This window comes from Rhodococcus sp. RD6.2, from assembly GCF_001040705.1.
GTDB lineage: Bacteria > Actinomycetota > Actinomycetes > Mycobacteriales > Mycobacteriaceae > Rhodococcus_G.
The window spans coordinates 571,892-585,825 of sequence record NZ_CVQP01000007.1; the positions used below are offsets into that span (position 1 = coordinate 571,892).

Sequence of the window (13,934 nt, forward strand, 5' to 3'; positions counted from 1 at the left end):
GGACCTGCGGACAGGGACCTTCGATCAGGAATCGGACAGGTCCATCGTGACTCCGGGGCCCGGCCCGCCGTGGTGTTTTCAGCCGCGTTGGCCGGACAACTCTTCGACTCTGCGCCGCAAGGTGGACTCGGTCTGGGCGATCGCCGTACCGACGATCGGTTCGACGATCTTCGCGAGCGCCTTTCCGAGCAGCCCACCGGGCAGTGTGTAGTCGAAGTCGACGGACAGTTCGCAGCCGCCGCTGGGGGTCGGTGCGAACTGCCAGCTGGAGGAGCTGGAGATGCCGCCGATCGAATCGAGGACGATCAGCCGATCCTGCTCCCACTCGGTGATGCGCACACGCGAGTGCAGTGCCTTGGGGCCGAGCTGCATGGTGACGTCGAAAACCGACCCGAGACCCTGCGACTGCTCGCCGACCGGTTCGAATCGGGTGACGCCGAACATCCAGTCGGGGACGTTGCGGTAGTCGTCGACATAAGCGAAACAGGCGGCGACGGGCGCGGTGGTCGTCGCGATGCGGTGGATGTGACCCATGGAGGCTCCTCGTGGACGATCGACCCGGGTCGATCCATTTCTGTTACTCACGGTAACGCACAGAATGTCCACTCGTGCCCGGGTTGGGCCGGAATAGGGTGGATGCTGTGGTGGATGAGAAGGATCGCGAACGTGACGAACGGGGCCGTCCACGGAACGCACGCCCGCGGGACGGGCTGGGTCGACCGCTCCCGCGCGGCGCGGTCGGGATCCCGCGGGCGCCTGAAGGGCTCGTCCGCCCGCCCGCCGAGACGATCGCCGAGGCGCAGCGACTGCTCGACGCCGACATGCCGTTTCACGCGCACGAGGTGCTCGAGGACGCCTGGAAAGCGGCGCCCGACGACGAACGGTCACTGTGGCAGGGTCTCGCGCAGTTGGCGGTCGGCCTGACCCACCTGCGGCGCGGCAATGTGTCGGGGGGCCGAAAGGTCATCGCACGCGGCGTCGTTCGGCTTCGCCCGTATGCCGCGCAGCCCCCGCACGGACTCGACGTGCCGGGATTGGTCGTGTGGTCGACCGATGTACTTGCCGCCCTCGACCAGGGTCTGGGAGAAGGGGTTCCGGGACCGCGGCTGGTTCGCTGACGCCGGTGGGCTCGATCTTGCGGAGGGCGACTGTCAGTGGTCCCTCCGCAAGATCGCGACACCGCGTTGCCGCGAGTTAGCTTCCGAGGCCGAATCCGCCGAGGCTACCGAATGAGATCTCGAATCCACTCGGGCTGATACTGCTGCCAACGCCTTGCGAGTTGATGGGCTGGATGCCCAGCAGGCCGTTGATGAGGTTGTCGAGCGATCCCATGTGTGCTCCTCGGTTCGATGTTCATGTGACGCCCCCGCGTGTCGGGGGCACCAGTTCTATCGCACTCCGGATAGGCATGGATCCGATTCCGCTACCTCGGATTGCGGACAGGGCAGAGGTCCGCTTCGTGATCAACGCTGTCGTCGGGCATGTCACGCAGAACGGGAGGCCACCGGCTGAGTGCCGGTGGCCTCCCGTGAGGTGTTGAAACTACTTGGACGAGCCGCTGGACGAGCCGCCGCCGTCGCCGGAGCCGCTGGAGAGGCTGTCGAGGGCGTCGAACACGGTGGCCAGGCCGCCGAACAGATCTGCGAGGTCAGAGGACATTGCGTAACTCCTGATTTGCTGGTGACGTGATATGTACGCCTGGGCAAGCGTTCGGCTATTTGTACCCGATGAGACCGGGTTGTGACCAGGCTTTCGACGTGAATATCGAGGAGGTGTCGATTGTTCGACGGACAGCGGTGACCGGGTCCGGGGTGGCTGTCTGTCAGCCCATGAAGGTGACCGAACCGAGATTCATGACGTAACTGGGCTCAGCCGACGAGACGCCGACGGTCGATTGTCCATCCGTGTTGGTGCCCGTGCCATTGGTGCCCGTGCCGGCCATGGTGGCCAATATCGCGAACAGGCCCTTGAGGTCGAGGGATGAGAGGTTCACGGTCGTCTCCTTGTGGTACGTGGCGGATCGTCCGACTCGCCGAGGTTGTCCTGACGTGTGACGGTCAGCTGCCGAAGTGAAGGTTGAGGAATGGCAGGCCGACGCTGCTGCCGACCTCGCTCGCGATGTCGGTGGTGGAGAGCAGGCTGTCGAGAACGGCGATCGGATCGGACATGACGCGCTCCTGAGGTTCGTCGGTGTGCATCCAGGTCGGTGTGGCTCGGAGAATTTCTACAGCAAGCGGGGATCGTCCGTGGCTCTTTCGTGATCCGGCCGGGGAGGTGACGCTGAAAATAACAAGCAAGCAAGCTTGCTTTTTTATTCTCGCGGGGTGATGCTTGACACATCATCGTGGAAGGAGACGCATGGCCGAGTTGAACGCAGTGGTTGCCGACCTGGCGGCAGAGGGTGCTGCGCTGGACGTTCTCGTCGCAGATCTGCCCGAGGATCGGTGGTGCACCGACACGGCTGCGGCAGGCTGGACCATCGCGCACCAGATCGGACACCTGGCCTGGACCGACCGCGCGGCGCTGCTGTCCGTCACCGACCCCGACGGATTCGCCGAGTCGCTGGCAGCGGCCTGGCTCAATCCCACCGGCTTCGTGGACGAGGCCGCCGAGGTCGAGTCGCAGCGGCCGGTGCCGGAACTGCTCGCGGACTGGCGGGCCGGACGCGCTGCGCTCGTCGACGCACTCCTCGCGCTGCCCGCCGGGACCAAGCTGCCGTGGTACGGACCGCCGATGAGCGCGATGTCGATGGCGACCGCGCGCCTGATGGAGACGTGGGCGCACGCCCAGGACGTCGCCGACGCGCTCGGCGCGGAGGTCGTGCCCACCTCACGGCTGCGGTCCGTTGCGCACCTGGGTGTGCGGACCCGCGACTTCGCCTATTCCGTCAACGAACTGCCGCCGCCCGCCGAGGAGTTCCGTGTCGAGCTCGTCGGCCCGGACGGCGACACCTGGGTGTGGGGACCTGCCGACGCCGTCCAACGCGTCACCGGACCAGCCGTCGACTTCTGCCTGCTCGTCACCCAGCGCGCACACCGCGACGACCTCGCACTGACAGCGGTCGGCGCGGACGCCACCACCTGGCTGACCATCGCCCAGGCCTTCGCCGGTCCGTCCGGCGCCGGCCGTGATCGCAAGGAGGACTCGTGAGCGTCCGCATCGGAAACTGCTCCGGCTTCTACGGTGACCGTGCCTCCGCAGTGCGGGAGATGCTCACCGGTGGCGACCTCGACTACCTGACCGGTGACTACCTCGCCGAGCTCACCATGCTCATCCTCGGCAAGGACCGCATGAAGGATGCGGGCCTCGGCTACGCGAAGACCTTCCTGCGTCAGATGGAGGACGGGCTCGGGCTGGCGATGGACCGCGGCGTGCGGATCGTCGTCAACGCGGGAGGCCTCAACCCGGCCGGGCTGACCGCACAGCTGCGGGACCTGGCCGACCGGATCGGGATCCAGGCCCGGTTCGCTCACGTCGAGGGCGACGACGTGACGGCACGCGCGTCGGAACTCGGTCTGGGGCAGCCGCTCACGGCGAACGCGTACCTCGGTGCGTGGGGAATCGCGGAGTGCCTCGCCGCCGGAGCCGATGTGGTGGTGACCGGCCGTGTCACCGACGCGTCCCTCGTGGTCGGGCCCGCGGCGCACCACTTCGGTTGGCGCCGAGACGATTACGATGCCCTCGCGGGCGCGGTGGCGGCAGGCCACGTGATCGAGTGCGGCACGCAGGCGACCGGTGGTAATTTCTCGTTCTTCACCGAGATTCCCGACCTCGGCCGACCCGGGTTCCCGCTCGCCGAGATCCGCGAGGACGGCTCCTCGATCATCACCAAGCATGCGGGCACCGGGGGCGCGGTCACCGTCGACACCGTCACCGCGCAGCTGATGTACGAGATCCAGGGTGCGCGCTACGCCGGCCCCGACGTCACCACCCGACTCGACAGCGTGACGTTGCGGCAGGACGGGCCCGATCGCGTGGAGATCTCGGGGGTCCGCGGCGAGGCGCCGCCGCCGCAGGTGAAGGTCTCGCTCAACACCCTCGGTGGGTTCCGCAACGAAATGGCCTTCGTGCTCACCGGACTCGACATCGAGGCGAAGGCCGAGCTCGCACGCACCCAGCTGGAGTCGTGGCTTCCGGAACGTCCCGCCGAGCTGACGTGGGACCTGGCCCGGTTGGACCGTCCGAACGCTGAAACGGAGGAGCAGGCCAGCGCGATCCTGCGCTGCGTGGTCCGCGATCCCGACCCGAACAAGGTCGGACGGGCGTTCTCGAACGTCGCGGTGGAGTTGGCGCTAGCCAGTTACCCGGGCTGTACCTTCCTGTCGATGCCGGGCAACGGCTCCGCCTACGGCGTCTACACCCCCGGCTACGTCGACGCGGACCTGGTCCCGCACGTCGCGGTGCTGCCCGACGGCACCCGCGTCGACATCGCGCCCACGGCGGAGACGAGGCCTCTCGAATCCGTGGTCGATCCGGTGCTGCCGCAACCGCTTCCGCTCGGTGAGACGGTCGACGCGCCGCTCGGCGCGCTTGCTGCGGCGCGCAGTGGCGACAAGGGCGGCAACGCGAACATCGGCGTCTGGGTTCGCACCGACGAGCAGTGGCGGTGGCTGGCGCACGCACTGACGGTGGACGAGGTGCGTCGGATGCTGCCGGAGGCGGCGCAGTTGCCGATCACCCGGACTCTCCTGCCGGAGTTGCGAGCGATCAACTTCGTGATCGAGGGCATCCTCGGACCCGGCGTGGCCTACCAGGCTCGGTTCGACCCGCAGGCGAAGGGGCTCGCCGAATGGCTGCGCTCGCGCCATCTCGCGATTCCCTCCGCGCTGCTCGACTCGGCGACATCCGGCACCACACTCCAGGAGGCGATCTCGTGACCGATGCGTGGAACACCCCCGAACGACGCGACCTGCGCGAGACCGTTCGGCGCTTCGTCGACAAGGAGATCCTGCCCCACCTCGACGAGTGGGAGCGGGGCGGTGAGCTTCCTCGCGCACTGCATCGGCGGGCCGGCGAACTCGGCCTGCTCGGGGTGTCGTTCCCCGAATCCGTCGGTGGCGGCGGCGGAGATCCGGTCGACTCGATCGTCGTGTGCGAGGAGATGCACCAGGCCGGGGCGTCGGGTGGCCTGTTCGCGTCGCTGTTCACCTGCGGCATCGCGTTGCCGCACCTGGTAGCGGCGGGTGACCCCGACCAGATCGAGAAGTGGGTTCGTCCCACCCTCGCCGGTGAGCTGATCGGGTCGCTCGCGATCACCGAGCCGGGCGGCGGATCCGACGTCGGGCACCTGACCACCCGCGCCGTGCGCGACGGCGACGACTACATCGTCAACGGCGCCAAGACGTTCATCACGTCGGGATGCCGCGCCGACTTCGTGGTCACCGCGGTCCGCACCGGCGGTGACGGCGCGGGCGGAGTGTCGCTCCTCGTGATCGAGAAGGGCACATCGGGATTCACCGTCTCGCGCAAGCTGGAGAAGATGGGCTGGCTGGCGTCGGACACGGCCGAGCTGTCGTTCGTCGACTGCCGCGTCCCGGTCGCCAACCTGGTCGGCGCCGAGAACTCCGGCTTCGCCCAGATCGCGCAGGCCTTCGTCTCGGAACGGGTGGCGCTGGCAGCGCAGGCGTACTCCAGCGCGCAGAGGTGCCTCGACCTGGCGCTCGACTGGTGCCGTGACCGGGAGACTTTCGGCCGCCCGCTGATCAGCAGGCAGTCGGTGCAGAACACCCTCTCGGAGATGGCCCGCAAGGTCGACGTGGCTCGGGTGTACACCCGCATGGTCGTCGACCGGTACACCGCGGGCGACCAGAACCTCCTGGCCGAGGTGTGCTTCGCGAAGAACACCGCGGTCGAGAACGGCGAATGGGTTGCGCACCAGGCGGTGCAGCTGTTCGGCGGTCTCGGCTACATGCGGGAGAGCGAGGTCGAGCGCCAGTACCGCGACATGCGGATCCTGGGGATCGGCGGCGGCACCAACGAGATCCTGACGTCGCTGGCCGCGAAAGTGCTCGGATACCAGGCATGACCCGGAAGAACCGAAACCCGATGACCCGAAACCCGATGACACAGTGGGGTAGACAACGATGACAGTGATCGGATCGACACTCGACACGGCAGGTGAGGCGTACCTCGCCGCAGCCGAGTCGACCAACACGAAGCTCGCCGAGATCGACGTCGAGCTGCAGAAGGCCCTCGCAGGCGGCGGGCCGAAATCCGTCGAGCGGCACCACAAGCGCGGCAAGCTGACGGCCCGGGAACGGATCGAGCTGCTGGTCGACGAGGACTCGCCGTTCCTCGAGCTGTGCACCCTCGCGGCGTGGGGAAGCGACTTCCCGGTCGGCGCCAACGTCGTCACCGGCATCGGTGTCGTCGAGGGTGTCGAGTGCATGATCGTCGCCAACGACCCCACGTCCCGGGGTGGCGCGAGCAACCCGTGGACGATCAAGAAGAGCTTCCGGATCAACGAGATCGCCATGCAGAACCGGCTCCCGGTGGTGTCGCTGGTCGAGTCGGGAGGCGCGGACCTGCCCACCCAGAAGGAGGTCTTCATCCCGGGTGGCCGGGCCTTCCGTGACCTGACCAGGGCGTCGGCGGCCGGAATCCCCACCGTGGCACTGGTGTTCGGTAACTCGACCGCGGGTGGCGCCTACATTCCGGGCATGTCCGACCATGTCGTGATGATCAAGGAACAGTCCAAGGTGTTCCTCGGTGGGCCGCCGCTGGTGAAGATGGCGACCGGTGAGGAGTCAGACGACGAGTCGCTCGGCGGCGCCGAGATGCACGCCCGTAAGTCGGGGCTCGCGGACTACTTCGCGCAGGACGAGTACGACGCGATCCGCATCGGTCGCAACATCGTCAAGCGTTTGAACTGGCGCAAGCAGGGCCCGGCCCCGCGGGCCGAGGTGATCGAACCGCTGTACGACGCCGAGGAACTGGCCGGCATCGTGCCGGCCGATCTGAAGGTTCCGTTCGATCCGCGCGAGGTGATCGCCCGCATCGTCGATGGCTCCGACTTCGACGAGTTCAAGCCGCTCTACGGCAGCTCGCTCGTCACCGGGTGGGCCGAGCTGAACGGATATCCGGTCGGCATCCTCGCCAACGCGCGCGGCGTGCTGTTCTCGGAGGAGGCGCAGAAGGCGACCCAGTTCATCCAGCTCGCGAACCGCGCGAACACCCCGCTGATCTTCCTGCACAACACCACCGGCTACATGGTCGGCAAGGAGTACGAGCAGGGCGGCATCATCAAGCACGGCGCGATGATGATCAACGCGGTCTCGAACTCCACCGTCCCGCACATCTCCATCCTGATGGGCGCCTCCTACGGCGCCGGCCACTACGGCATGTGCGGCCGCGCCTACGATCCGCGGTTCCTGTTCGCCTGGCCCAGCGCCAAGTCCGCCGTCATGGGCCCCGCGCAGCTTGCGGGCGTCGTCTCGATCGTCGCCCGCGGTAGCGCGGCGTCGAAGGGTCTGCCGTACGACGAGGAAGCCGACAAGGGCATGCGGGCGATGGTCGAGGCCCAGATCGAGGCCGAATCGCTCCCGATGTTCCTTTCCGGCCGCGTCTACGACGACGGCATCATCGACCCTCGCGACACCCGCACGGTGTTGGGTATGTGTCTCTCGGCGATCGCCACCGCCCCGATCGAAGGCACCGAGAACTTCGGTGTCTTCAGAATGTGAGCCCAGCGTGACTGTCACCACCACCGCCGTCACCTCCGTCCTGGTGGCGAACCGCGGAGAGATCGCACGGCGCGTGTTCGCGAGCGCCCGCGCCGCGGGCATCGCGACCGTCGCGGTGTACTCCGATGCCGACGCCGACTCCCCGCACGTCCGGGAGGCCGACGTCGCGGTCCGCCTGCTCGGCAACGCCGCCGCCGACACGTACCTGCGCAGCGAGAAGATCATCGCCGCTGCGCGTGCGGCGGGAGCGGACGCGATCCACCCCGGTTACGGATTCCTCTCCGAGAACGCCGAATTCGCGAAAGCGGTCCAGGACGCCGGGCTCACCTGGATCGGGCCGCCCGTCAAGTCGATCGAGCTGATGGGCTCGAAGGTCGAGTCGAAGAAGATGATGGACGCCGCAGGCGTCCCTGTGCTCGCGGAACTCGACCCCGGGCAGGTCACCGAGGCCGATCTGCCGGTCCTGATCAAGGCCTCCGCCGGCGGCGGCGGGCGCGGCATGCGTGTCGTGCGTACGCTCGCCGACCTGCCCGGGCAGATCGAGGGGGCGGCTGCCGAGGCGCTGTCCGCCTTCGGCGACGCGACGGTCTTTTGCGAGCGCTACCTCGAGACCGGCCGGCACATCGAGGTTCAGGTGATGGCCGACGCGCACGGCACCGTCTGGGCGGTTGGCGAGCGTGAGTGCTCCATCCAGCGCCGCCACCAGAAGGTCGTCGAGGAAGCCCCGTCGCCGCTCGTCGAGAAGCTCGATGCCGAGGGCGCGGGCATGCGCGACAAGCTGTTCCAGGCCGCGGTCGACGCGGCAGCCGCGATCGGCTACGAAGGTGCGGGCACGGTCGAGTTCCTCGCGGACGAGAAGGGTGGCTTCTACTTCCTGGAGATGAACACCCGACTCCAGGTCGAGCACCCCGTCACCGAACTGACCACGGGACTGGACCTGGTGGACCTGCAGTTGCAGGTCGCGCAGGGCATCGCGCTGCCCGCGCAGCTGCCCGCTTCCCGCGGGTACGCGATCGAGGTCCGGCTCTACGCGGAGGACCCGGCCCAGGAGTGGCAGCCGCAGTCCGGCACCGTGCACCGCATCGACATCCCGGGCGTCGACACCGAGTTCACGGTCCCCGCGGCGCCGCGTGGCCTTCGGCTCGATTCCGGCATCGTCGACGGGTCGGTCGTCGGCGTGTTCTACGACCCCATGCTCGCGAAGGTGATCGCATGGGCGCCGACCCGGCGGGCCGCGGCGGCGCGACTCGCGACCGCGTTGGCGCAGGCCAAGATCCACGGCCTGGTCACCAACCGTGACCTGCTGGTGAACGTGTTGCGCCACCCGGCCTTCCTGTCCGGGGACACGGACACCGCGTTCTTCGACAGGCACGGGCTCGAGGCACTCGCAGCTCCCGTCGCATCGGGTGACTCCGAGCGGGTGTCGGCCCTCGCGGCCGCACTCGCGACGGCCGCGGCGAACAGGCAGGCGGCACGGGTCGTCGGGAGTGCGCCGAGCGGATGGCGCAACGTGCCCTCGCAGCGCCAGCGCAAGGTGTTCGAGAGCGCGACGACGACGCACGAGGTCGACTACCGGATCCTGCGCGGAGGTGTGCTCGACACCGACGTCGTCGACGACGTCGAACTCGTCTCGGCGACACCGCAGTCCGTGGTCCTGACCGTGGGCGGGCTCACCCGTCGGTTCGCCGTCGCCCGCTACGGCGACCTCGTGTGCGTCGATTCCGCGGCGGGCGCGAGCGCGTTCCGTGCCGTGCCCCGGTTCGTCGACCCGTCCACGGTCGTCGCGGCCGGATCCTTGATCGCGCCGATGCCGGGCACGGTCGTTCGCCTCGGAGCCTCCGTCGGTGACCACGTCACCGCGGGTACGCCGATCCTGTGGCTCGAGGCCATGAAGATGGAGCACACCATCACCGCTCCCGCGGACGGCGTGCTCACCGAACTGAACGTCGCAGTCGGCCGGCAGGTCGACGTCGGCACCGTCCTCGCGATCGTCGACGACACCATCGAAGCAGGGGAGTGAACCCAATGAGTTTCATCGAGACCGACGAGCAGAAGGAACTGCGCGCCGCAGTCGCCAAGCTCGGCGAGCGCTACAACTACATCGACTACGTGCTGCCCCGGTCGCGCCGCGGCGAGCCGCTGACCGAACTGTGGAACGAGGCGGGCAAACTCGGCTTCCTCGGCGTCAACCTGCCCGAGGAGTACGGCGGCGGCGGAGCCGGTATCTACGAACTCGCCCTCGTGCAGGAGGAACTGGCTGCCCAGGGAGCCGGCCTGCTGCTCGTGGTCGTCTCGCCCGCGATCTGCGGAACGATCATCGGCAAGTACGGAACCGACGAGCAGAAGCAGAAGTGGCTGCCCTCGCTGGCCGACGGCAGCAAGATCATGGCGTTCGGTATCACCGAGCCGGATGCCGGCTCGAACTCGCACCAGATCACCACGACCGCCCGCCGGGACGGCGAGGACTGGATCCTGCGCGGCAACAAGATCTTCATCTCCGGTGTCGACCAGGCCGACGCGGTGCTCATCGTCGCCCGGACCGAGGACCACAAGTCGGGCAAGCTCAAGCCCGCGCTGTTCATCGTTCCCACCGACACCGAGAACTTCGTGCGGACGCCGATGGAGATGGACATCGTCGAGCCCGACCACCAGTACACGCTGTTCCTCGACGACGTGCGGCTGCCCGCCGACGCGCTGGTCGGTTCCGAGGACGCGGCGTTGATGCAGTTGTTCGCCGGGCTGAACCCGGAACGCATCCTCGGCGCGGCCATGGCAGTCGGCATGGGCCGCTACGCCATCGAGGCGGCCACGAAGTACGCACGGGAGCGCACCGTCTGGAAGACGCCGATCGGCGCCCACCAGGGCATCGCGCATCCGTTGGCTCAGTGCAAGATCGAGCTGGAGCTGGCCAAGCTGATGATGCAGAAGGCCGCATCGCTGTACGACGCGGGCGACGACTTCGGTGCCGCCGAGGCCGCGAACATGGCCAAGTACGCCGCGGCCGAGGCCAGCATCAAGGCGCTCGACCAGGCGATCCAGACGCACGGCGGCGCAGGCCTCACTAAGGAGTACGGCCTCGCTGCCATGCTCGGGGCGGCCCGGATCGCCCGCGTCGCGCCGGTCAGCCGCGAGATGATCCTCAACTTCGTCTCCCAGCACTCCCTGCGGCTGCCGAGGTCGTACTGATGACCGATCGCGTCGTGCGGTACGAGGTCGCGGGTGGGTTCGCCACCGTGACGCTGGACTCGCCGCACAACCGCAACGCGATCTCGACGCGGCTGGTCGCAGAGCTGCGCCAGTCGCTCGCCGACGCGGCGGCGGACCCGGACGTCCGCGCGGTCGTGCTCACGCACACCGGCGGAACGTTCTGTGCCGGTGCCGATTTGTCGGAGGCGAGCGGAGCGACCGAGGATCCGGCGACACTGGCGGCCCAGCGCACCACCGCAATGACGGATCTGCTGCGCGCGTTCCTGGAACTGCCGAAGCCGATCGTCGGGAAGATCGACGGGCACGTGCGTGCGGGCGGGATGGGTCTCGTCGGGGCCTGCGATCTGGTGGCGGCGGGCCCCGCGTCCACCTTCGCGTTGACGGAGTCGCGGCTCGGGTTGGCCGCGTCGATCATCTCGTTGACGGTGCTGCCGCGGATGTCACCGCGGGCCGCAGGTCGCTACTTCCTCACCGGCGAGAAGTTCGGTCCGGCCGAGGCGGAAGCGATCGGCCTCGTCACCACGGCCTCGGACGACGCGGACGCGACGGTGTCGAAGTGGCTCGGTGAGCTGGCATCGGCCTCCCCACAGGGGTTGGCGGAGTCGAAGCGACTGACGACGGTGCGAATGCTCGCCGACTTCGACCGGTACGGTTCCGACGTGGCCGCACAGTCGGCCAGGCTGTTCGGCTCCGAGGAGGCGATCGAAGGGATGACGGCTTTTCTGCAGCGTCGGCCGCCGTCGTGGGCGCCGCCGCGCTGAGAACAGGGGTGAGCGATGCGTGAACCACAGCAGGACCGCAGCCGGGTGACCCGGCAGCGTCTGCTCGAGGCGACCATCGACTGTCTCGCGGAGAACGGGTGGGCGGCGACCACGGTCGGGGTTGTCGCCACCCGCGCGGGGGTGTCCCGCGGTGCGACACAGCACCACTTCCCGACCCGGGAAGACCTGATCACCGCAGCTCTCGAGTACATGTTCGACGCCAGGATGCAGAGCGCGCGAGAGGAAGCCGTCGAGTTTCCGGTGGGGGAGGGACGGACGGTCGCGGTGGTCGAACGTCTCGTCGAGTACTACACGGGGAACCTGTTCAAGGCGGCGCTACAGGTGTGGACTGCAGCGGCATCCGATCCGGCGCTGCGCGAGCGGGTGCTGCCGCTCGAGGACCGGTTCGGCCGCACCGCGCACCGGATGGCCATCGATCAGCTCGGTGTCGACGGCACCGACCCGGGCGTTCGCGCCGCGGTCCAGGCGACGCTCGACCTGGCGCGCGGACTCGGCCTCGCCGACGTGCTGACCGACGATTCCGCGCGTCGCGCCGAGGTGGTTCGGATGTGGGCGTCGGCGCTCGACGCCCAGCTCGGCGCAGGGTTGGGCTGAGGCCCGGTGCAGGTGAGGCCGGTGAATCCAGGCATTCCGCACTAGGCTGTCGCGTGCGACCCGGTGATCTATCCGGTGAGGCGGCACCAACCGGTGAGGCGGAGTACATGCACCAACTGACAGCAACCGATGCGACACATGTTCTCTCGGAAGCAGGCTCGCACGTCTCCCGCATCATCGACGGTTACGTGTTCGACCCCGCGGGAGCCACCGTCGATCTCGAGGCGGTTCTGGAGTGGCTGACGCCGCGCATCGAGCACTCGCCGGTTTTCCGCAGCTGGATCCGTCGGGTTCCCGCTGACCTGGACTACCCGTACTGGGCCCCGGACGCCGAGTTCGACCTCCGCAACCATGTGACGGTCGAGCCGGCACGTGCCCCCGGGTGGCCTGCCGTGCGCGATCGGATCGTGGAGGTCTGCGGCACTCGCCTGGCGTCGGCGCGGCCGCCGTGGGAAGTACTCGTCATCACGGATGTCAGCGGAGTCGACCGAGTCCCGGACGGTGCCTGCGTGGTGGTGCTGAAGATCCACCACGCCGTGGGCGACGGGATGGCAACCGTCGAGTTGGCTCGCGAACTCTTTGCGGCGCAACCGCTTCCTGCGGGAACGGGATATCGGGATGTGTCCTCCGGCGCCGCGTTCGGCCGTGCCGTCCTGCGGATCCCCGGCAACGCACTCCGCTTCGCCCGCGGTTCGCTCCGCGCCCAAGCGCTCACCAGGGCCGCGGCGCGGGCGGCGGCGAGCGGGGAAATCCGGACGCCGCGTTTCCGGTGGCCGATGACACGGTTCAATCGGACGCACGGAGGTGGAATCACGTTCGACGTCGTGACCTTCGACCTCGCCGAGATCCGGGCGCTGCGGTCCCGGCATCCGGGTATCGCAGTCACCGACGTCATCGCCGCCGTGGTCGGGGACGCGATGTCGTCCTACCTCCGTGCGGATGGCGAGGTGCCAGCGGGTTCGCTCGGCGGCAAGGTGTCCTACTCGCTGCGCGGAGCGGTCGACTCCGACTCCGGCAACAACTTCGTGGTTCTCTCCGTCGACCTGCACACCGACGTCGAGGATCCGGTCGAGCGACTGCGTGCAATCCACGACTCGATGGTGTCCGAGAAGCGCAGGTTCGCGCATCCCGCTGTCGCCGAGTTGTCCGGTGCGCTCGACGTCGCGCCCGCGGTGTACGTGAACTGGCTGGTGTGGCGCCGGTCGCGCTTGCCGATCGGCCGGGGGGAGACGGTGTCGCTGGGCAACACGATGCTCTCCAACGTCCCGCGCGGGGCCGAGAACATGCGGTTTCTCGGCGGTCGTGCGGTCGAGTCGTTCGGCATCCTCGGAGTCGGCGACGGGTCCCGTCTGAATCACTATGTCGTGTCGGTCGGGGACCGGCTGACGGTGACCTTCGCTGCCGACCCCGACGTGATGCCCGATCCGGATCGGTATGCGGATGCACTGCGACGTGCGTACCGCACCGTGGTCGATGCGCACCTCGGAGAGACCGAGGCCGCCCACCTCGGAGAGGTCGATCAGGCTTGAGTGAGGTGTGGGTGCTCACTTTGACCTTCTTGTCCGCGGGCGGGTAATGTTGTAGGTCGTGTCCGGACTTTCCGGGCCGATTTGTGTGCCTAGCTAGGTGAGCCATGCGCGCAGTCGCGTCGATTTCGATGCGGGTTGCG

The 13,934-nt window shown here is 68.3% G+C and carries 13 protein-coding genes; 10 read left to right on the plus strand and 3 right to left on the minus strand.

Going from position 1 to position 13,934, the window contains the following annotated elements; translation table 11 throughout:
* Positions 1-78: 78 nt before the first annotated feature.
* A complete protein-coding gene (locus RHCRD62_RS16245; protein ID WP_050065712.1) occupies positions 79-534 on the minus strand; it encodes an SRPBCC family protein in 456 nt (151 codons plus the stop codon).
* Positions 535-644: 110 nt separating this feature from the next.
* Between RHCRD62_RS16245 and RHCRD62_RS16250 the strand changes: the two genes are divergently transcribed.
* The gene (locus RHCRD62_RS16250; protein ID WP_050065878.1) at positions 645-1,118 is read left to right on the plus strand and encodes a DUF309 domain-containing protein; all 474 of its coding nucleotides are present in this window, start codon (positions 645-647) and stop codon (positions 1,116-1,118) included.
* 76 nt (positions 1,119-1,194) lie between these two features.
* Here the strand turns inward: RHCRD62_RS16250 and RHCRD62_RS25905 are convergent, their stop codons facing one another.
* Positions 1,195-1,332, minus strand: coding sequence for a hypothetical protein (locus RHCRD62_RS25905; RefSeq protein WP_157050952.1), 138 nt, complete (start codon positions 1,330-1,332; stop codon positions 1,195-1,197).
* Positions 1,333-1,822: 490 nt separating this feature from the next.
* Positions 1,823-1,993, minus strand: coding sequence for a hypothetical protein (locus RHCRD62_RS25910; RefSeq protein ID WP_157050953.1), 171 nt, complete (start codon positions 1,991-1,993; stop codon positions 1,823-1,825).
* 365 nt (positions 1,994-2,358) lie between these two features.
* On the opposite strand from RHCRD62_RS25910, the gene RHCRD62_RS16255 reads away from it, so the two are divergent.
* The 9 genes from RHCRD62_RS16255 to RHCRD62_RS16295 all read left to right on the plus strand — a co-directional run bounded on the left by RHCRD62_RS16255 (position 2,359) and on the right by RHCRD62_RS16295 (position 13,794).
* Positions 2,359-3,150, plus strand: coding sequence for a TIGR03084 family metal-binding protein (locus RHCRD62_RS16255; protein WP_050065713.1), 792 nt, complete (start codon positions 2,359-2,361; stop codon positions 3,148-3,150).
* Positions 3,147-4,877 carry an acyclic terpene utilization AtuA family protein gene (locus RHCRD62_RS16260; protein ID WP_050065714.1) on the plus strand — a complete coding sequence of 577 codons (1,731 nt, stop codon included), beginning with the start codon at positions 3,147-3,149 and terminating at the stop codon, positions 4,875-4,877. Before RHCRD62_RS16255 ends, RHCRD62_RS16260 begins: the two co-directional genes overlap by 4 nt.
* Positions 4,874-6,025, plus strand: coding sequence for an acyl-CoA dehydrogenase family protein (locus RHCRD62_RS16265; protein ID WP_050065715.1), 1,152 nt, complete (start codon positions 4,874-4,876; stop codon positions 6,023-6,025). Before RHCRD62_RS16260 ends, RHCRD62_RS16265 begins: the two co-directional genes overlap by 4 nt.
* A 58-nt stretch (positions 6,026-6,083) precedes the next feature.
* A complete protein-coding gene (locus tag RHCRD62_RS16270) occupies positions 6,084-7,682 on the plus strand; it encodes an acyl-CoA carboxylase subunit beta (protein WP_050065716.1) in 1,599 nt (532 codons plus the stop codon).
* A 7-nt stretch (positions 7,683-7,689) separates the two neighbouring features.
* The gene (locus RHCRD62_RS16275) at positions 7,690-9,702 is read left to right on the plus strand and encodes an acetyl/propionyl/methylcrotonyl-CoA carboxylase subunit alpha (protein WP_050065717.1); all 2,013 of its coding nucleotides are present in this window, start codon (positions 7,690-7,692) and stop codon (positions 9,700-9,702) included.
* A 5-nt stretch (positions 9,703-9,707) separates the two neighbouring features.
* Positions 9,708-10,868, plus strand: a complete 1,161-nt coding sequence (locus RHCRD62_RS16280; RefSeq protein WP_050065718.1) for an acyl-CoA dehydrogenase family protein — start codon at positions 9,708-9,710, stop codon at positions 10,866-10,868.
* Positions 10,868-11,650: an enoyl-CoA hydratase family protein gene (locus RHCRD62_RS16285; protein ID WP_050065719.1), complete on the plus strand. Its 783-nt coding sequence runs from the start codon at positions 10,868-10,870 to the stop codon at positions 11,648-11,650. The genes RHCRD62_RS16280 and RHCRD62_RS16285 overlap by 1 nt, the downstream gene beginning before the upstream one ends.
* 15 nt (positions 11,651-11,665) lie before the next feature.
* Positions 11,666-12,265 carry a TetR/AcrR family transcriptional regulator gene (locus RHCRD62_RS16290; RefSeq protein WP_050065720.1) on the plus strand — a complete coding sequence of 200 codons (600 nt, stop codon included), beginning with the start codon at positions 11,666-11,668 and terminating at the stop codon, positions 12,263-12,265.
* Between the two features lie 107 nt (positions 12,266-12,372).
* Positions 12,373-13,794, plus strand: a complete 1,422-nt coding sequence (locus tag RHCRD62_RS16295) for a wax ester/triacylglycerol synthase domain-containing protein (RefSeq protein WP_050065721.1) — start codon at positions 12,373-12,375, stop codon at positions 13,792-13,794.
* Positions 13,795-13,934: the final 140 nt, after the last annotated feature.

Coding starts and splice junctions, on each gene's coding strand:
- RHCRD62_RS16280 (WP_050065718.1), top strand. CDS start 9,708: ATGAGTTTCATCGAGACCGACGAGCAGAAGGAACTGCGCGCCGCAGTC.
- RHCRD62_RS16290 (WP_050065720.1), top strand. CDS start 11,666: ATGCGTGAACCACAGCAGGACCGCAGCCGGGTGACCCGGCAGCGTCTG.
- RHCRD62_RS16285 (WP_050065719.1), top strand. CDS start 10,868: ATGACCGATCGCGTCGTGCGGTACGAGGTCGCGGGTGGGTTCGCCACC.
- RHCRD62_RS16245 (WP_050065712.1), bottom strand. CDS start 534: ATGGGTCACATCCACCGCATCGCGACGACCACCGCGCCCGTCGCCGCC.
- RHCRD62_RS16255 (WP_050065713.1), top strand. CDS start 2,359: ATGGCCGAGTTGAACGCAGTGGTTGCCGACCTGGCGGCAGAGGGTGCT.
- RHCRD62_RS16295 (WP_050065721.1), top strand. CDS start 12,373: ATGCACCAACTGACAGCAACCGATGCGACACATGTTCTCTCGGAAGCA.
- RHCRD62_RS25905 (WP_157050952.1), bottom strand. CDS start 1,332: ATGGGATCGCTCGACAACCTCATCAACGGCCTGCTGGGCATCCAGCCC.
- RHCRD62_RS16270 (WP_050065716.1), top strand. CDS start 6,084: ATGACAGTGATCGGATCGACACTCGACACGGCAGGTGAGGCGTACCTC.